The sequence below is a fragment of the Nocardia uniformis NBRC 13702 genome (genome assembly GCF_001613345.1).
Lineage (GTDB): Bacteria > Actinomycetota > Actinomycetes > Mycobacteriales > Mycobacteriaceae > Nocardia > Nocardia uniformis.
In genome coordinates this window covers 1-17,278 of sequence record NZ_BDCE01000069.1, presented here as the reverse complement: position 1 = coordinate 17,278, position 17,278 = coordinate 1, and the positions used below count along the sequence as shown (strand labels likewise).

18 protein-coding genes and 1 pseudogene are annotated in these 17,278 nt (G+C 63.7%); 11 read left to right on the top strand and 8 right to left on the bottom strand.

Annotation, left to right across the window (positions count from 1 at the left end; genetic code table 11):
• Positions 1–110: 110 nt before the first annotated feature.
• Both nadE and NU1_RS25840 read right to left on the bottom strand, forming a co-directional pair.
• Complete coding sequence (gene nadE / locus NU1_RS25845) at positions 111–950, bottom strand: NAD(+) synthase (RefSeq protein ID WP_067525170.1); 840 nt, start codon at positions 948–950, stop codon at positions 111–113.
• Positions 951–959: 9 nt separating this feature from the next.
• Positions 960–1,592 carry a TetR/AcrR family transcriptional regulator gene (locus tag NU1_RS25840; RefSeq protein ID WP_067525184.1) on the bottom strand — a complete coding sequence of 211 codons (633 nt, stop codon included), beginning with the start codon at positions 1,590–1,592 and terminating at the stop codon, positions 960–962.
• A gap of 162 nt (positions 1,593–1,754) precedes the next feature.
• On the opposite strand from NU1_RS25840, the gene NU1_RS25835 reads away from it, so the two are divergent.
• The 7 genes from NU1_RS25835 (at position 1,755) to NU1_RS25805 (ending at position 8,023) form a co-directional block, all read left to right on the top strand.
• A complete protein-coding gene (locus NU1_RS25835; RefSeq protein WP_067525182.1) occupies positions 1,755–2,324 on the top strand; it encodes an NAD(P)H-dependent oxidoreductase in 570 nt (189 codons plus the stop codon).
• A gap of 121 nt (positions 2,325–2,445) precedes the next feature.
• Positions 2,446–3,327 carry a G1 family glutamic endopeptidase gene (locus tag NU1_RS25830; RefSeq protein WP_084521806.1) on the top strand — a complete coding sequence of 294 codons (882 nt, stop codon included), beginning with the start codon at positions 2,446–2,448 and terminating at the stop codon, positions 3,325–3,327.
• Positions 3,328–3,812: 485 nt separating this feature from the next.
• A complete protein-coding gene (locus NU1_RS25825) occupies positions 3,813–4,046 on the top strand; it encodes a redoxin NrdH (RefSeq protein ID WP_067525165.1) in 234 nt (77 codons plus the stop codon).
• 73 nt (positions 4,047–4,119) lie between these two features.
• On the top strand, positions 4,120–4,572 hold the full coding sequence (gene nrdI, locus NU1_RS25820) for a class Ib ribonucleoside-diphosphate reductase assembly flavoprotein NrdI (RefSeq protein ID WP_067525180.1): 453 nt from the start codon (positions 4,120–4,122) through the stop codon (positions 4,570–4,572).
• Between the two features lie 35 nt (positions 4,573–4,607).
• Complete coding sequence (gene nrdE, locus NU1_RS25815) at positions 4,608–6,713, top strand: class 1b ribonucleoside-diphosphate reductase subunit alpha (protein WP_067525163.1); 2,106 nt, start codon at positions 4,608–4,610, stop codon at positions 6,711–6,713.
• Positions 6,714–6,820: 107 nt separating this feature from the next.
• A complete protein-coding gene (locus NU1_RS25810) occupies positions 6,821–7,477 on the top strand; it encodes a DJ-1/PfpI family protein (RefSeq protein WP_067525161.1) in 657 nt (218 codons plus the stop codon).
• 93 nt (positions 7,478–7,570) lie between these two features.
• Complete coding sequence (locus tag NU1_RS25805; protein WP_245720312.1) at positions 7,571–8,023, top strand: MarR family winged helix-turn-helix transcriptional regulator; 453 nt, start codon at positions 7,571–7,573, stop codon at positions 8,021–8,023.
• 566 nt (positions 8,024–8,589) lie between these two features.
• Here NU1_RS25805 and NU1_RS25800 read toward each other — a convergent pair.
• Positions 8,590–9,420: a histidine phosphatase family protein gene (locus NU1_RS25800; protein WP_212761789.1), complete on the bottom strand. Its 831-nt coding sequence runs from the start codon at positions 9,418–9,420 to the stop codon at positions 8,590–8,592.
• 408 nt (positions 9,421–9,828) lie between these two features.
• Here NU1_RS25800 and mgtE point away from each other — a divergent pair, with 408 nt between their 5' ends.
• Positions 9,829–11,325, top strand: a complete 1,497-nt coding sequence (mgtE, locus tag NU1_RS25795; RefSeq protein WP_245720311.1) for a magnesium transporter — start codon at positions 9,829–9,831, stop codon at positions 11,323–11,325.
• On the opposite strand, the gene NU1_RS25790 is transcribed toward mgtE, so the two are convergent.
• The 4 genes and pseudogenes from NU1_RS25790 to NU1_RS25775 all read right to left on the bottom strand — a co-directional run bounded on the left by NU1_RS25790 (position 11,289) and on the right by NU1_RS25775 (position 13,427).
• Positions 11,289–11,798, bottom strand: a complete 510-nt coding sequence (locus NU1_RS25790) for a hypothetical protein (protein ID WP_067525159.1) — start codon at positions 11,796–11,798, stop codon at positions 11,289–11,291. The genes mgtE and NU1_RS25790 overlap by 37 nt on opposite strands.
• 166 nt (positions 11,799–11,964) lie before the next feature.
• Positions 11,965–12,252: pseudogene (locus tag NU1_RS25785) on the bottom strand (transposase); the annotation flags it as partial.
• A 129-nt stretch (positions 12,253–12,381) separates the two neighbouring features.
• Positions 12,382–12,666, bottom strand: a complete 285-nt coding sequence (locus NU1_RS25780) for a hypothetical protein (RefSeq protein WP_157553029.1) — start codon at positions 12,664–12,666, stop codon at positions 12,382–12,384.
• Positions 12,663–13,427: a helix-turn-helix domain-containing protein gene (locus NU1_RS25775; protein WP_169815141.1), complete on the bottom strand. Its 765-nt coding sequence runs from the start codon at positions 13,425–13,427 to the stop codon at positions 12,663–12,665. The genes NU1_RS25780 and NU1_RS25775 overlap by 4 nt, the downstream gene beginning before the upstream one ends.
• 65 nt (positions 13,428–13,492) lie before the next feature.
• On the opposite strand from NU1_RS25775, the gene NU1_RS25770 reads away from it, so the two are divergent.
• The 3 genes from NU1_RS25770 to nrdF all read left to right on the top strand — a co-directional run bounded on the left by NU1_RS25770 (position 13,493) and on the right by nrdF (position 15,658).
• Entirely contained in the window at positions 13,493–13,846 is a 354-nt protein-coding gene (locus NU1_RS25770; protein ID WP_067525151.1) for a hypothetical protein, read from the top strand.
• Between the two features lie 493 nt (positions 13,847–14,339).
• Complete coding sequence (locus NU1_RS41760) at positions 14,340–14,537, top strand: hypothetical protein (RefSeq protein ID WP_157553026.1); 198 nt, start codon at positions 14,340–14,342, stop codon at positions 14,535–14,537.
• A 137-nt stretch (positions 14,538–14,674) separates the two neighbouring features.
• Positions 14,675–15,658 (top strand): class 1b ribonucleoside-diphosphate reductase subunit beta, encoded by a 984-nt coding sequence (gene nrdF, locus NU1_RS25760; protein WP_067525147.1) that lies wholly within the window; start codon positions 14,675–14,677, stop codon positions 15,656–15,658.
• A 129-nt stretch (positions 15,659–15,787) separates the two neighbouring features.
• Here nrdF and NU1_RS25755 read toward each other — a convergent pair whose 3' ends face one another.
• Entirely contained in the window at positions 15,788–16,915 is a 1,128-nt protein-coding gene (locus tag NU1_RS25755) for an iron-siderophore ABC transporter substrate-binding protein (RefSeq protein WP_084521804.1), read from the bottom strand.
• Positions 16,916–17,278 lie beyond the last annotated feature (363 nt).

Sequence of the window (17,278 nt, the reverse complement as noted above, 5' to 3'; positions counted from 1 at the left end):
GCTTTCGTTTCCTTCTCCGGCACCCGGCTGGAACCGCAGCCCGCGCTCGAAAACTTGGCTACGTAGGCCCCGAGAACAGCTTTCAGTCCCCACCAACACCAGAGCTGAGGTCAGCGCCACCACGTATCAAGCGGCGTCACCGGAACGGCCCGCTTGTGTCGGGTATTGCGGAAGAGGGTCTCCACTCGCTCCGATACCTCGGGGCCCACTTCCTTGCCCTCGAGGTAGTCGTCGATCTGGCTGTAGCGCAGGCCGAGGGCTTCTTCGTCGGGGAGGGCGGGGCGGTCGTCCTCGAGGTCGGCGGTGGGGACCTTCTGCCAGGTGCTCGGCGGTGCGCCGAGTTCTTGGAGCAGTGCCGCGCCTTGGCGTTTGGTGAGGCCGGTCAAGGGGGTCAGGTCTACGCCGCCGTCGCCGAATTTGGTGAAGAAGCCGGTGACCGCTTCGGCGGCGTGGTCGGTGCCGACCACCAGGAGTTCGAGTTGGCCCGCGATGGAGTACTGGATGACCATGCGTTCGCGGGCTTTGATATTGCCGCGCACGAAGTCTCGCAGTCGCGGTTCCCCGCCGAGGAGTTCCTTCAGGCCGAGGGCGGACTCCTCGCCGACGGCGTCGGCGCTGGGTTTGACATTCACGGAGATGGAGCGATCCGGCTGGATGAACTTCAGCGCGATCTGTGCGTCCGCCTCATCGGCCTGCACTCCGTACGGCAGTCGGGCCGCCACGAAGGTGGCCGCCACGCCCTCGGCACGCAGTTCCTCGACGGCGAGTTGGCACAGCCGCCCGGTCAGTGTCGAGTCCTGGCCGCCGCTGATACCGAGTACGAAGCCCTTGGCGGGCGTGGACCGCAGGTAGTCCTTGAGGAAGTCGATGCGCCGTCGCACTTCGGTTTTCGGCTCGATGGTCGGCACTACACCCAACTCGGCGATGATCTCTTCGCGCAACTCACCCATGGGCATACTCTACTGCGCGGTCCGCGCGGTGACCCGGCGGACGAGGCTCTCCCAGTAGTCGCCGATCTGCTCGAGTGTGTACCCGAGCACCCGGGTCTGATGCAGCACCAGCCCGGCGTCGATGGCGGCCATCAGGGTATCTGCCAGCAGCCAGATGTTCCCCTCCGCCTCGGCCTGCCGGAGCAGTAGCGACACATGGGTTTTCGTCACGTTATAGGGAGCGCCGGAGTAGCGGTCGGCACCGCCGGAGGCTTCGCGAATCACATCGCCCTCCACCTCGATCCCGTTCAGCCGCGCCCGCCCGAAGGCGACCAGCCGTTCGACCGGCGGTGCGCCCGGACCCAGTGGGGGCGGTCCGAACATGTACGCGGCCTGCAGCTTCTTCTCCGACTGGTCCAGCAGCGCGTGCATGAGCCCGGATCGACTTCCGAAGCGGCGGAACACAGTTCCCTTGCCGACGCCCGCGCGTTTGGCGACGGCGTCCATGGTGACGGCATCCGCGCCCTGCTCGCGCACCAGTGCCTCGGCGGCATCGAGTAGCAGCTCGCGATTGCGCGCGGCGTCGCTGCGTTCGGTGGGCTCGGTATTCAATATGGCCGACCGCGGGAGGGGCCCGGGCGTGACGGGCTCGATCGACAGCATGTCGGAACCGAATACCGGCGGTATATCGGGCCTGCCCGGTTCGGGTGTGTCGTGGCTCACGGCGTCGTGCTCCAACCCTGGGAATGGAACCGGACCACGGTCCGGTTAGTGTGTAGTGAAAGTACCACCACCCGCTGAATCAAAGCCTCAGGAGTGACCGTCATGTCCCAGACCCGTCTGCTCGCACTCGTCGGAAGCCTCCGTGCCGCTTCCATCAACCGCCGCCTCGCCGAGGCGGCCGCCAAGACCGCGGCCGAGGGCGTGGAGATCACGCTCTACGAGGGTCTGGCCGATATTCCTTTCTACAACGAAGACCTCGATGTCGAGGGCAAGGTCCCCGCCGCCGCGCAGGCGCTGCGTGACGCGGTCGCCGCCGCGGACGGTCTGCTGCTGGTCACCCCCGAATACAACGGCTCCCTTCCGGCCGTGCTGAAGAATGCCATCGACTGGGCCTCGCGTCCGTACGGCGCCGGCGCGCTGAAGGAGAAGCCGGCCGCGGTGGTGAGCGCGTCCATCAGCCAGAATGCCGCCAAGTGGGCGCACGGCGACACCGTCAAGGTGCTGGGCGTCGCGGGCGCGGGCGTGGTCGAAGGCGCGCATCTGCACTTCGGTGTGATCGGCCAGCGTTTCGCCGAGACGCATCCGGTCGATGATGCCGAGGCGCTGACCCAGCTCGCCGCCACCATCGGCACGCTGGTGGACGCCACCCGGGGCAAGCTGGTAACCGTCTGACCTCGGATGATCAGTGATCGGGTTAGCAAATGGATCGTTCACTCCCTGAATATGGCTAGAGGCCACGGCATTTCAGCCGTGGCTTCGCCTGTTTTGCGGCCTTCTGGTCTAGGTTCTAGCCATGAAGCTACTTTCTGGCAAATCAGCGCTGGCGCGATGCTGCGCGGCCGCCGTGCTGGCCATGTCCAGCGCATCGGTGCTGGGCGCGGGCGACGCCGCGGCCAATGAGCGTGTCCGCCTGGGCAACTGGGCCGGTTATGTAGTGAAGGGGAACTTCGGCAAGGTCGCGGCCACCTGGGAGCATCCGACCATCACCTGTACCAATCCCGGCGTGGTGCAGCGGGTGGTGCCGTGGGTCGGATTGAACGGCACCCTGGACGGCGCGGGCGCCCTGGCGCTGCCGCTCATGCAGACCGGGGTCGAATCCATTTGTGTCAGTTGGGCCGCCGTCTACGCGGCCCGGCCCGGCCTGCAGCTGCAGGACGCCGCCGCCGATCTCACCTTCAGTGCTCCGCTGTTGTCGAGTGTGCTGATGACCGCCAGTTCCAAAGTGGGCAATGCGCTCGGCGGCGCGGCGGACGGGCTGTGCTCGACCGGTGCCTTCATCGATGACTGCGCCACCGAATGGAGTACCGATGCCTGGTGGGAGGCGTACCCGGAGCCCCCGTACTTCTACGACGACGTCACCACGGACCCCGGCGACATCATGCGGTCGACCGTCGAATACGACGGGGCGCGCTACACGATGACCCTCGAGAACCGCACGCGGAACTGGACCCGCGCGACCACCATCGAGTCCGCCGTCCCCGCCCGCACCGCGGAGATCATTGTCGAGGGGCTGCTCGATAGCGCGCTGCCCGGTTTCTCCCCGATCACTTTCACCGATATCGAGATCGACGGAAAGCCGTTGTCGGCGTGGCCCACCGAGGCGGTCGGCATTGCCGCGGCCAATCGAGTGCTGGTGCCGGGACCGATTCGGGATTCGAGCTTCACCCTCAGCTGAGGCTCGGTTGCGCGACACGCCGACGCGAGAATTTCGCTGTGCGGTCGACTCACGCGACACGCCGGGAGGGGAACGGGCTCGCGCCACGCGGAACGGTCGGCCTGCTCTGCGGCAACAGTCGTCTCCCGGTGCGCATGTGACCCGCGTGGTGCCTGTTATGCCTGATAAAGGTGTGTTTGCTGAGAGTGTGCTAATTGCTGAAATTGTGATCTCTGCCTCAGTCGTGTCGAGTTGCGAATCGACTGTCCAGGTACTTACCGCACCAGAATTTCACCTTTGTGCTTCGCAACATGTCGTGTCGTACCAAACTGTCGGCCACTAGGTGTAGTGTCTTGGGTGCTGGAGAGCCACCCGAGATGAACACTGAGTCGAACCGGGTGACCAGGGATTTCGATCCCGCTTCCAGGGGTTTGCGAAGCCAATACGTGGATCTTGCTCGTTCGTGCACTGCATACGGATTCAAGGCAAGGGAGAAGGGGACAACCATGACCATCACCGTGTACACGAAGCCCGCTTGTGTTCAGTGCAATGCCACCTATAAAGCTCTCGACAAGGTCGGTGTCGAGTACGACATCATCGACATCTCCGAGAACCCCGAAGCCCGCGATTACGTGATGGCCCTGGGCTACCTGCAGGCCCCCGTCGTCGTGGCCGGTGAGGATCACTGGTCCGGCTTCCGGCCGGACCGCATCAAGGCACTCGCCACCGTCGCGGCCTGACCGGCGGCTGCGGCTGACGGGGAAGTCAGCCGCGGAGCAGGTTCGCCCGAACGATCTGGGGAAGGTGGCCGAAATGGCAGATCTCGTCTACTTCTCGAGCGCCTCGGAGAACACGCACCGTTTTGTGCGGAAGCTGGATATGCCAGCGATCCGTATACCACTGCATACTGCCGACTCGCTTCGCGTCGACGAACCCTACGTGCTGATCGTTCCCACATACGGTGGCGGTCGGCACGTCTTGGGTGGGGAGCGGTCCGAAAAGGAATTCGTGCCCCGTCAGGTGGCCAAGTTCCTCAACGATCCGCACAACCGTGCCCTCCTGCGCGGCGTCGTCGCGGCCGGCAATACGAACTTCGGCGATACGTACTGCTTTGCGGGAGACGTCATCTCGCGCAAATGCGGGGTCCCGTACCTGTATCGCTTCGAACTCATGGGAACCGCCGAGGACGTCGAGCGCGTCCGAGAGGGATTGGGATTGTTTTGGCAACAACAACCACAGCACCGGTCGGAAAGACTGCCCGCGTAGAGCAGCGCCCCGCCAACGCGGAGGCCACCGAGGGTATGGACTACCACGCTCTCAACGCGATGCTGAATCTGTACGGCCCCAATGGCGAGATCCAGTTCGACAAGGATCGCGAGGCCGCGCACCAGTACTTCCTGCAGCACGTCAACCAGAACACCGTCTTCTTCCACAATCTCGCGGAGAAGCTCGACTACCTCGTCAGCGAGAACTACTACGAGGCCGAGGTTCTCGACCAGTACAGCCGCGAGTTCGTCAAGAAGCTGTTCAAGCAGGCGTATGCCAAGAAGTTCCGCTTCCCGACCTTCCTCGGCGCGTTCAAGTACTACACCAGCTACACGCTCAAGACCTTCGACGGTAAGCGCTACCTGGAGCGTTTCGAGGATCGCGTATGCATGGTGGCGCTGACCCTCGCCGCCGGTGACGAAGTGCTGGCGTCGGAGTTGGTCGACGAGGTCATGGACGGTCGCTTCCAGCCCGCCACCCCGACCTTCCTGAACTCCGGTAAGAAGCAGCGCGGCGAGCCGGTGTCCTGCTTCCTGCTGCGTATCGAGGACAATATGGAGTCCATCGGACGCTCCATCAACTCCGCGCTGCAGCTGTCCAAGCGCGGCGGCGGTGTTGCCTTGCTGCTCAGCAATATTCGTGAGGCCGGTGCTCCGATCAAGAAGATCGAGAACCAGTCCTCGGGTGTCATCCCGATCATGAAGCTGCTCGAGGATTCCTTCTCCTACGCGAACCAGCTCGGTGCGCGTCAGGGTGCGGGCGCGGTGTACCTGCACGCCCACCACCCCGATATCTACCGCTTCCTCGATACCAAGCGGGAGAACGCGGACGAGAAGATCCGCATCAAGACGCTGTCCCTCGGTGTGGTCATCCCGGACATCACCTTCGAGCTGGCGCGCAAGAACGAGGACATGTACCTCTTCTCGCCGTACGACGTCGAACGCATCTACGGGGTGCCGTACGCCGATATCAATGTCACCGAGAAGTACTACGAGATGGTCGACGACAAGCGGATTCGCAAGTCGAAGATCAAGGCGCGCGAGTTCTTCCAGACCATTGCCGAGCTGCAGTTCGAATCCGGCTACCCGTACATCATGTACGAGGACACCGTGAACCGGTCCAACCCGATCGCGGGCAAGATCACCCACTCCAACCTGTGCTCGGAGATTCTGCAGGTCTCCACCCCCTCGGAGTTCAACGACGATCTCTCGTACTCCAAGGTCGGCAAGGACATCTCCTGCAACCTGGGTTCGCTGAATATCGCCAAGACCATGGATTCGCCGGATCTCGCCAAGACGGTGGAGACGTCCATCCGCGCACTCACCGCGGTCTCGGATCAGACGCACATCTACTCGGTGCCGTCGATCGAGCAGGGCAACAACGAATCGCACGCCATCGGCCTCGGCCAGATGAACCTGCACGGCTACCTGGCTCGCGAGCACGTCTACTACGGCTCCGAGGAAGGTATCGACTTCACCAATATCTACTTCTACGCAATCGCCTACCACGCGGTGCGGGCGTCGAATCTGATCGCCAAGGAGCGCGGCTCCTACTTCGGCGGCTTCCCCGAGTCGAAGTACGCCTCCGGCGAGTATTTCGACAAGTACACCGATCAGGTGTGGGAGCCCCAGACCGAGCGGGTCCGCCAGCTCTTCGCCGACGCGGGCGTGCACATCCCGACCCAGGACGATTGGCGCGAGCTCAAGGCGTCGGTCATGGAGCACGGCATCTACAACCAGAACCTACAGGCGGTTCCGCCGACCGGGTCCATCTCCTATATCAATCACTCGACGAGCTCGATCCACCCGATCGCGTCGAAGATCGAGATTCGCAAGGAAGGCAAAATCGGCCGCGTCTACTACCCGGCCCCCTACCTGACCAACGAGAATCTCCAGTACTTCGAAGACGCCTACGACATCGGCTTCGAAAAGGTCATCGATACCTACGCCGCCGCCACCCAGCACGTGGACCAGGGCCTGTCGCTGACATTGTTCTTCAAGGACAGCGCCACCACCCGCGATGTCAATCGCGCCCAGATCTACGCGTGGCGCAAGGGCATCAAAACCCTCTACTACATCCGGATCCGCCAAATGGCTTTGGAGGGAACAGAAGTCGAGGGCTGCGTAAGCTGCATGCTCTGACGAGCTGACCACGACGAGGGCGCTTCCGGTGTGAAAACGGAAGCGCCCTCTTTGCGTATCGGCGTGGCAGCTCGGTCGCAGGCACCTGTCCTGACACCATCGTCTGCGTGACGGATGGGACGCGCAGGATAGGGATTCTGCTGTTCGACGGGGTCGAGGAGCTCGACTTCGCCGGGCCCTGGGAGGTGCTCGCATTCTGGGCCACGAGCTGCCCGGAGGACGGGTGGGAGGTGTTCACGGTCTCGCGGTACGGCGAGAACGTCGAATGCGCCAAGGGGCTGAAGGTGATTCCGGATTACTCGCTGGAATCCGCGCCGCCGATGGATGTGCTGGTCTTCCCCGGTGGCAAGGGAACTCGGTGGATGCTGCGCGACGACGCGGTACTCGCGTGTGTGCGGCGGTTGCGGGCTCGGGTGCCGTTGATGACGAGTGTCTGCACCGGATCGCTGGTTTTCGCCGCGGCGGGGCTACTGCACGGACGGCCCGCTACCACGCACTGGCTGTCGTTGGATGTGCTCGCCGAGTTGGACTCGACCATTGATGTCCGGCGGGATGAGAGGTTCGTCGATGACGGTGATGTGATCACCTCCGCCGGTGTGTCCGCCGGGACCGATATGGCGCTGCATCTGGTGCAGCGGCTGGCGGGTAAGGAACGTGCCCGGTGGGTGCGGCGCGGAATCCAGTACGACCCGGAGCCGCCGCTCGGTACCGAATGGTCCGAGGGTGCGGAGTGGGAGTTGGAGCCGGTGCCCGCGCGGCAATGAGTTCTCCTGCGTGGCATTCGATCTGACCGCGCCGAAGTAGCGGATTGGTTGGTTGCGCCAACAATGTGGGTGGGGTGGTCTAATCTGATTCCCGTGGATCCCCGCACCGCGCCGCGCCGATTGCGCTCCCTACCGACCTGGTTGCTCAGCCAATGCGCCACTCAGGGCCACCGGCTCGTCGGTGAACGGCTCATCAGCGCCGATGTCGCGCACCGCTACCATTTCTCATTGCTGGCGGCGCTCGACGAATCCGGCCCCACCAGTCAGGCCGACCTCGGCCGCCGCATCGGCCTGGACCGCAGCGACGTCACCGCCGCCATCACCGACCTCGAGCACGGCGGCTACCTGGAACGCACCCCCGACCCCCACGACCGCCGCCGAAACCTGGTGAACCTCACCGCAACCGGCCGCCGCCACCTCGACACCCTCGACACCCTCGTCCGCACGGCCCAGGCGGAACTGCTCGCACCCCTCAGCGGCGAAGAGCAGCGCCAACTGATCCGCCTGCTGCGCATCGTGGTCGACCACCACGTCGACCAGCCCTGAGGGGAACCCCAACTCTCGGGGCTCTCAGGGGCTTCGCCCCCGAACCCCTCAAACCGCGCGTGTCGAGTCCTACCGCGACGGAATGAGTGGCGCGCCTCGGCTTTCGGGGGCTTTCAGGGGCTTCGCCCCGAACCCTCAACCGCGAGGGTCGAGTGCTGTCGTGACGGGGAATGAGTGGCGCGCCTCGGCTTTCGGGGGCTCTCAGGACTTCGTCGCCGAAGTTTCATGTCGAGGGCCGGGTCTTGCCGCGACGGGATTGGTGGTGGGTCTCAACTCGCGGGTCTTCAGGACTTCGTCCCGAACCCCGACCCCGAGCGTCGGGTCCAGCCGAGGCCGGGATCTATAGGTGGACAGCGATTTTCGGGCGCGGGGGCTTCGTTTCTGAACGGCGAGTGCCCCGCAGGGTGGGGTGCGCCTAGTCGTCATCCCAGCGTGTTTCTCGGCCGGGATCAGCACCTCGATGGATTTGTCTGTCGGGGGGTGTGGATTCCGGTCAAAAGCGCGCCGGAATGACGGGGCGGAGATGGTGGGTAGAGATGACAGGCAGAGATGGCGGGTGGGGCTGGTCAGGGGGCTGGTAGATGTTCGGTCTCGTTGTAGCCGACCAGGCGCATTGTGGATCCGTCTTGCTCCCAGCGACTCACTGAGCAATTGCGGAGCTGGTCGCTTTCGATGTCGAGGATTTCGGCCTCGGTCAGGTCGCCGAGGATGTAGCGGGTCATGACGATTACCAGGTCGTGGGTGAAGATCAGGGCGTGGCCGTGGAGTTCGGGTAGGAGGGACCTGATGCGCAGGGCCACATCGGGCCACGACTCGCCGCCGGGTGGGCGGTAGTAGAACTTGCCGACGCGTTCTCGTTCGTGGTGTTCGGCGGGGAAGCGGGTGCGGACGCCTGAGGCGGTGTGGCCCTGGAGGATTCCCTTCTCGCGGTCGCGGAGCCGCTCGTCGAGTCGGGGTTGCGGCCAATCCGGTTCGCGCAGAGCGATGTCGGCGGTTTCGCGGGCGCGTAGATAGGGCGAGCACCCGATGAGGTCGGGCTGTGGGTGACGCGCTAGCCAGGTCCCCAGTGCCGCCGCCTCCGCGCGGCCGAGGTCGGAGAGGGGGAAGTCCGCATCCCTTGTGCCGGAGGCGAATTCCTCGGCTCCGGCCCGCAGTGCCGCCGCCAGTGCCGCATTGCCGGTGCTCTCGCCGTGTCGCACCATCGTCAGTGATTTCAACCGCACGGCTCCCAGCTCAACACATCCCGGCGGCCGGAGCGCGGAGGCCGCGAAATGGGGCCCGCCGGTGCGGCGCGGTTTCCCGTGCCGGTCGAGCGCGGTCTCCGGCATGTCGCGGACGGCCGGGGCTGAGTGGTTGCGGAAAACGGTGAGGTCGACGCGGATCCTGTCGACCGCCATCTGTCGGTGGCCCTGTGCGGGTCGGCCAGCCATCGTGACGGCATTCCGCGGCTGCCCGCGCACGTGAGACCGATCACCACCCACCCCGTCCACCGGCTGCTGGTTAGGCGGACCTTCGTGCCGGGTTGTATGCTGCACAAGGATGCTTTCTGTCCTCTGCGTTCGCGAATTTGTCCGCGGCGGATGATCACACTCACCAGCGGTGGGTACCTGACAGTGCACGGTTACGACGGAGGAGGTGGGTTGCATGCGCAGCGAACCCCCCAGTCGAAGGCCGCGCGGCATCACCCCTTCTTCCCGATAGTGCGGTAGTCAGTACCACTGCGGCCGGGGTCGGTGCCTCGCGGTGTGAAACCTGGTGTTTTTCTCCGTTCACCCCTGACTCGCCTCTCCGGCCGAGGTTCCGCTATGACGCAGACAGATCTGCACGTCGCTCCGTCGACGATGCTGCCCGAAATTCCGCCGCGCCCCGAGCGTGATGCTGTGGGTGCCACTGGCACGGTGTCCGCTAACGGCCCGATGTCCACTAATGGCACTGCCGTTGACCATGGCGGCGCTCTGCCCGAAACCCGGGTATCCGGCGTCTCACTGCGCGATATCGTCGACTGCCATCATGTCGGTCCGACACTGGAATGGCTCGAAAATCACGCGCCGCACGTCATCGCCGACGAACTCGCGCGGATGGATGCGATCAGCGCGGGTATTGCCTTCCGGCTGCTCGACAAGGACCGGGCTCTCGATGTCTTCGAGGAGCTGGAACCTGTTGACCAGCAACAGATTCTGACCGGTCTGCGCGATGAGCGGTTCCGTGAACTCGTCGAGGAGATGGATCCCGACGACCGTGCCCGCATGCTGCGCGAAGCACCGGCCAAGGTCGCCAAGAAGGTGCTGGCCGGGCTGAGCCCGCGCGAAAGGCGAATGACCGCAGCGCTTTTGGGCTACCCCGAGGGTTCCGTCGGTTACTACATGACCCCGGAAGTCGTTGCGCTGCCGCGTAATCTGCCGGTCGTACAAGCCTTGCAGTGGGTGCGCACCAAGGGTGCCAATGCCGAAACCGTCTACACGCTGCCGGTGGTGGACGCCGGTCGCCGCCTCATCGGCGTGGTCGAAATGCGCGATCTGGTACTCAGCTCCCCGGACGCCATGATCGCCGATCTGGTGGAGGCCGAACCGGTCTTCGTGCGTGCCACCGACTCCGCCGAGAAGGCGGCCCGGCTCATGCAGGGCACCAACCTGCTCAACCTGCCGGTGGTGGACAGCGAGGACCGCCTGGTCGGCCTGCTCACCTTCGATGACGCGATCGAGGTCATCGAGGCCGCCGACTCCGAGGATGTCGCCCGCCAGGCGGGCACCACGCCCTGGGAAGGCCACTACATGGCGGCCGGGGTATTCCAGTTGGCGCGCTACCGCGCCATGTGGCTGACCCTCCTGCTGGTGGCGGCGACGCTGACCGTCAGTGTGACCGACTTCTTCTCCGGAACTCTCGAACAGGCAGCACATTTGGCGCTGTTCATCCCGCTGCTCATCGGCGCGGGCGGCAATGCCGGAGCCCAAGCCGCCACCACCTGCGTGCGCGCGTTGGCGGTCGGTGAGGTGCGCGTATCGGATCTGTTCAAGGTGATCTGGCGCGAATGCCGAGTCGGATTGCTGCTGGGCACCATGCTCGCGATTGTCGGCTTAGTGATCGGCGGCCTGTTCGTCGGCGCGGAAATCGGTGTGGTGGTGGGTATTACGCTGGTGATCATCTGCGGCTGGGCGGCCACCATCGGCGGCACCATGCCGCTACTGGCCAAGAAGCTGCGCATCGATCCGGCGGTCATCTCGGCGCCGATGGTCACCACCCTGGTCGACGCGACCGGTCTGATCATCTACTTCACGACCGCGAAAATCGTGCTCGGCATTTGAGCTGTGCCTGATGCTTCCGCTACGGTGAGGTCTTCGATCTGGCGTTTCCCTGCGACCCGACCACACCGGTCACCGATCGCAGCGTGAGCGCTGTCATAGGACAACCGCACCACCTCGGTGACCGCCAACCGGGCGATGCCGTGGCTGTGACGACCCGCCGGCAGCGACAGGGTCGCGTCGGCAGGATAGATATTGCGATGCCCCGGGGCACGTAATGCGCAGCGACGCACCGTGACCGGACCGAGGACGGTCGCCAGCACCCGCTCGTGTCCGTATTCGATGCGAGTGCGCCCGCCCGGGCGATCTCTGGTGGCGCGCCGGGCCGCCAGTCCGGTCCGTTCGCGCAGCGCCCGCAGGTCCAAATGGTCTTGCAGCAACTGCCGCAACAACTCCCGGCCTCTGTCGGTGATCACTTCTTCCAGCTCCGCGTGCGATATCGCGGCAGTGTTCTCGCCGGTCAATTCACCGATCAACGATTCGAACGATTCTCTCGACAGGTCAAAGGACCCAGAGGTCGAGGCAGCCTCATAGTGTGTCACCGCGGGCTCTTTCCACGGGCTTTCGGATTGGTTGGCACCTTCGAAACTAGCGGGAAGAGCCCGCCAATCCTGCTATACACCACACGCTTTCAGCCGTTGACCTCGACACCGTCGGATCCGATGCCACCGACCCGAAAACCTCCGGCTCGCAACGTAGTACAGACAGATCTGCGGCACAGTCCCCGCCGATCGCGACCGCGACCGCCAAATCCAGCACGATCTTGCCCGGATCATGGGTCGCCAGCGGCTTACGCCACGGCGAGAGCGCGGCCGACAACACCCGATCCAACCCGACCGCGGACGCGGTGCGCAGCAACGCCACCGCTCCCACCTGCGACACCACCCCCGACCCGCCGGAGTCAACTTTGAGCGACGGGTACCACGACATAGACTTGCTCACCGAGAAGGTGCTCCAACATCCTCGAAATTCATTCTTAGACAGTCGAATTATCGCAGTTCGGAGCACCTTTTCGCTAATCCCGGCACATCGTGCCGGAATGAGCATGAATGGGCGAGGCTAGATAGCTGTTCGTTCGGTGCTACTCCGGATCCTCTCCGCGTAGTCCGGTGCACACTGCAACGGGTAATCATCGACCTCGCCGATGAACAGGAACCTGCGTCGGAGCATCGGCACGTGCGATGCACGGGTATGTAGCTCTAATCGGCTTTGACCTCCGAAGTCGCCGTGGTCTTTGTCATACAGCGCGAACGCGCCAGCGAGCTTGTCGGCGATGAGCTGACACGCGGTCATGTCCAGCCACTCCAACGGAATGCCTGTGGTTTCGACGTAGACGGTTGTCACGGGCTCGGACTGCTGATCTTGGGCCATGTCGTGAGATTCCCTTGTGCATCGGTGTGAGCCTCCACCGACGAAAGGAGTTGCACCGCATGCTCTTCCGTCCGTGCGAGGGTCGCCCAGGAATGGACACAAGGACCGTCGTAGTCGTCGCCGCACCAGTACCCCACAGCGTGGGTGCCCTGGACGTGAAGCTTGAAAAAGTACGACCCGGCCGTGGTAACGCCTTCATCCGAGGATTCGTAGAAGCCGATCAGCGAGTTGGTACCGCGATGCAACCTAAGCTCACCCGTGAATGCGTAGTCGCCAGCCTGGATAGCGTTGTCGCCCTGAGCGCGACCTGCGTCCAGAAGCAACAGATCCTCATCCTGACTGATCTCCAGCTCCGTGGTATCTACACGGCGCACACCATCTTTGAAGCTGAAGTTGCTTGTGTACCAACGGCCGTCAAGCCGCGGACCCTTAGGTGCCGGCTTGTAGAGCTTGGCAACTGAAATCTCCAGGTAGTCCGCGATGGCGTACAACGTGGACGCTTTCGGTTCCTGCTCCCCGGTCTCGTACCGACGCATCTGCCGTGGGGTAACGCCCACGGCCACGGCGAGATCGGCTTGCTCAACCTTCTTCTCGGATCGGTGAAACAGGATGCGACCGCCGATGGCGGATCGAATCGCAGCGTTGTCGTAGCTGTTCATAGCTGACAGTCCTTGAGGCGTCGGGTGCAGAAGGTTCAAGGGGATGATCCCCCATTCACTCTGCCTGATCGCCATGAACCAAGTATAGTCCTGTGAGGACATATTAGTCCGGTAATCCTGAAAGCGCCTAAGGGGCAGTCATGGCAGCGAGGGCGATTGTCTACATCTACAAGCCGCTTGCCCACACCAAAGAGAACCTCGAAGCGGCCGAGTACATCGCCAAGCAACGGGCCGCATCGTTGTCCGCGACCGTCGTCAAGACGGTGTGGGGGCTTGAGTCCTGGGCAGATCCGATCGCGAAGCTCAACGAGATCTGCGAGAAGTCGAACGCGTGGCTGATCGTCACGCCGACTCTTGATCACATCCGCGGTGACACAGACGCCGCAGTGAAGATCGCCGATTTGGCGACTGCTCAACCGCCCGCGCACTGGCCTTGGCAGGTGCCGAACGAGCTGGTCGCCACATATGTCACGAAGTCGAGGGCTAGGAGGTGAATCAGCAGAACAGCCCTTAGGGCTTGGCGCTCGAAATATGTACTGCCACAACTAAACTAACAGGAAACGTGATGCATATCGCTCGCAAGTTCTCAGTCGTCGCCGTGTTACCCCTCGCAGCAGCGGGCGTCTTGGTGGGCAGCGCCGGAACCGCCAACGCCGCCAAATCTTGTACCTTCATGTTCACGCACACTCAGCCCTCTGTGTATCCCCCGGAGATCATCGGTAACGGCTGGGCGCAGTGCGACGTACCGCCCGAAGAGCATGTCGTGAGTATGGCTTTGGAGTACAAGCAGGGCGGCAAGTGGACGAACGCCAGCCACATCCGGGACGCGGGGATTCCTCCGGGTCCGCCGAATCGCCGGTCGTATGAGGTGAAGGCGGCCTGCTACGCAGGAGAGTGGCGTATCAGTATGAGTGTCACTGGAAGCCTTCAGGAGAACCCGTTCGTCTTCAGCGACTACTCGAGAACCCGCGAAGTATCATCCAGTCAGTGCCCGAGCCGATGAAAGGACTCGTGATGTCGAACCTGGATGAGCAGAGGGACAAGCTCCAACTGCTCTGTGAGGAAGTAGCAGAGTTGCTTGGTGTCGAACACCCGGCCGTGGTGGCGCTCCAACACGCAGCAACCGAACTGTCGGTAGCCGCCAGTGGTCCACGGCGCTACGCCGACTACTCACAAGCAGGCTGAGAGCAAGCAACAGAACCCCCGGTGGCTTCGGCTTCCGGGGGTTTTTTTGTGTGCAAAATCAACGTGGGCCAGGTGGCCCGCGACACAAGGTGTAGTGCTGCGTTGGTGCGTCGTACCCCAGCGGTAGTGTTCACTGTATGAGCCCTGAGTTCCGTACAACTAAGCTGATTGACCAAGTATCGGCGATCAACTGGAACCGCGTGTCCGACGAAAAGGATGCAGAGGTCTGGGACCGCCTGACCGGCAACTTCTGGTTGCCCGAAAAGGTACCCGTCTCCAATGACATTCCGTCGTGGAACACGCTGACAGCTCATGAGAAGCAGTTGACCATGCGGGTATTCACCGGTCTCACACTGCTCGACACCATCCAGGGCACGGTCGGCGCGGTGAGCCTCATTCCGGATGCGCTCACCCCGCACGAGGAAGCGGTGCTCACCAATATCGCGTTCATGGAGTCGGTGCACGCCAAGAGCTACAGCTCCATCTTCTCGACGCTGTGTTCCACCCGCGATATCGACGATGCCTTCCGCTGGTCGGAGGAGAATCCCAATCTGCAGCGCAAGGCGCAGATCGTCATGGACTACTACCAGGGCGAGGATCCGCTCAAGCGCAAGGTGGCCTCCACCCTGCTGGAGAGCTTCCTGTTCTACTCCGGCTTCTACCTGCCGATGTACTGGTCCTCGCGGGCCAAGCTCACCAACACTGCCGACCTGATCCGCCTCATCATTCGCGATGAGGCCGTGCACGGGTACTACATCGGCTACAAGTACCAGAAGGGCCTGGAGCTGGTCTCCGAGGCCGAGCGCGAGGAACTCAAGTCCTACACCTTCGAGCTGCTGTTCGAGTTGTACGAGAACGAGGTCGAGTACACCCAGGATCTCTACGACGAGGTCGGCCTGACCGAGGATGTCAAGAAGTTCCTGCGCTACAACGCCAATAAGGCGCTGATGAACCTCGGCTACGAGGGTTTGTTCCCGAAGGACGAGTGCGACGTCAACCCGGCCATCCTGTCGGCCCTGTCGCCCAATGCCGACGAGAACCACGACTTCTTCTCCGGCTCCGGCTCCAGCTACGTGATCGGCAAGGCCGTCAATACCGAAGATGAGGACTGGGAGTTCTGACCGCGGGTTAGCGAATCTCGTTTGATACGAGGGGCTTTCGGTATCCGCCGGAAGCCCTTCCGTTCTTCTGGCGGCCGCTTCCCTCACCGGGATGACGGGTGGTGGCTACGCCGGGATGACGGGTGGTGCTCAGTCGGTGACGTAGCCGTTCAGGGTATTGCGCACATCATCGAGGAGGGCGCGGGCCGCGGTGACGCCACTGCCGTGCCAGATGGTGTCCTCGACGGCGAAGTTGCGCTTATCCTCGATGGCGCTGAGTGATTTCCAATCCTCGCCGCGCATAACGGATTCCCCGTACTCGAGCCCCTCCGGACCATTGAATACGACGTAGATCAGATCGCCCTCGACCTTATCGCGGTCGTACTCGGTGGCGACGTTCTCGATGTCGAAGGTGTCCCCGCGCTGCGCGGTCGGACGCTGCACTCCGGTGTCGGCCAGTACCTGCCCGGCGAAGCTGTTATCGCCCAGCACCTGAATGCCATCGGCGCCGAAGCGCAGCACCGAGGCCTGAGTCAGGCTGGACCCCACCGCGTCTCCGGTCTCGCGGGCCGCGATGCGGTAGTCCTCCAGAACCTTGTCGGCGGCCCGTTCGCGTCCCAGCGCGTCGGCGATGGCGGTGAACTGGTTCTGCCAGCCACCGTCGGCGGGTACCAGCACGGTGGGCGCGATGCCCTGCAGCGCTTCGTAACTCGTGCTGTCACCGGCCGCGCCGATAATCACATCCGGTTTCAGGTCGGCGATCAGCGCCGGATTGGGGTTGCCGACCATGCCGACACCCGGAATTTCGGAGATCCCGGTACCGAGGTAGGCCGGTTGCGGGGTCACCCCGCCGACGGTCGCCGCACCCACCACGCGTTCCCAGAGGCCCAGCGCGCAGATGGCGTCCAGGGCCGGAGTCGACAGCACCACGATCCGTTGCGGATCGGCGGGCACCTGCACAGTCCCCGTAGTGCTGTTGATCGCCCGCGTACCGGATGTCGAATCGGCCGCACTCGGCAGCGCGCACGCGGTGCGCGTATCGCGCTCGAGACCCACCACACTCGCGCCCGCGACATTCGTCGTGGTGCGCACGATCGCGCTGGCGGCATCGTCGGAAGGTTTGCCACATCCCGAGAGCAGACCGACCGGTAGCACCGCGGCCGCGGCGAGCACAGCACCCCAGGTGCGCAAACGGCGCACACGCGGGGCCGCGACGGCCTCGGAACCGGGGGATGGGGCGAACGTGTTTCGGGTGGAAGCGGACTCGCGCACCGACATGCGGAGGAGAGTACATGCGTGACCGGGCGAGCCCAATCGCGGCGCGGCCCGCTGGGGAAATACGACAGAGAGTAGGACCGCCCGCGACCGCTGCGGCAGCACAGTTTACGATTCTCGGAGCGCAAGCCCCCCGTCGTTCCCGTGTGCGTGAAAACCGGACGCCGGAAGCAACCGCGACGAACGACCAGAAGGCACCTGTCAGGAGGTTCAGTGACTGCCGTAGAGCCACGCCCAGTCCGTGAAGTGGAAGCGGCTCGGCCATACCCACAACGCGTGGGTCCGAAGGGTTCGTTCATCTACAAGATGGTCACCACGACCGATCCCAAGGTGCTCGGCGTCATGTACCTGGTGACGGCCATGTCC

Excerpts from the sequence above, each read along its gene's own strand:
- NU1_RS25830 (WP_084521806.1), top strand. The coding sequence starts at position 2,446 with ATGAAGCTACTTTCTGGCAAATCAGCGCTGGCGCGATGCTGCGCGGCC.
- nrdI (WP_067525180.1), top strand. The coding sequence starts at position 4,120 with ATGGCAGATCTCGTCTACTTCTCGAGCGCCTCGGAGAACACGCACCGT.
- NU1_RS25825 (WP_067525165.1), top strand. The coding sequence starts at position 3,813 with ATGACCATCACCGTGTACACGAAGCCCGCTTGTGTTCAGTGCAATGCC.
- nrdF (WP_067525147.1), top strand. The coding sequence starts at position 14,675 with ATGAGCCCTGAGTTCCGTACAACTAAGCTGATTGACCAAGTATCGGCG.
- mgtE (WP_245720311.1), top strand. The coding sequence starts at position 9,829 with ATGACGCAGACAGATCTGCACGTCGCTCCGTCGACGATGCTGCCCGAA.
- NU1_RS25835 (WP_067525182.1), top strand. The coding sequence starts at position 1,755 with ATGTCCCAGACCCGTCTGCTCGCACTCGTCGGAAGCCTCCGTGCCGCT.
- NU1_RS25800 (WP_212761789.1), bottom strand. The coding sequence starts at position 9,420 with ATGGCGGTCGACAGGATCCGCGTCGACCTCACCGTTTTCCGCAACCAC.
- nrdE (WP_067525163.1), top strand. The coding sequence starts at position 4,608 with ATGGACTACCACGCTCTCAACGCGATGCTGAATCTGTACGGCCCCAAT.
- NU1_RS25775 (WP_169815141.1), bottom strand. The coding sequence starts at position 13,427 with ATGGCGATCAGGCAGAGTGAATGGGGGATCATCCCCTTGAACCTTCTG.
- NU1_RS25755 (WP_084521804.1), bottom strand. The coding sequence starts at position 16,915 with ATGTCGGTGCGCGAGTCCGCTTCCACCCGAAACACGTTCGCCCCATCC.
- NU1_RS25840 (WP_067525184.1), bottom strand. The coding sequence starts at position 1,592 with ATGCTGTCGATCGAGCCCGTCACGCCCGGGCCCCTCCCGCGGTCGGCC.
- NU1_RS25770 (WP_067525151.1), top strand. The coding sequence starts at position 13,493 with ATGGCAGCGAGGGCGATTGTCTACATCTACAAGCCGCTTGCCCACACC.
- nadE (WP_067525170.1), bottom strand. The coding sequence starts at position 950 with ATGGGTGAGTTGCGCGAAGAGATCATCGCCGAGTTGGGTGTAGTGCCG.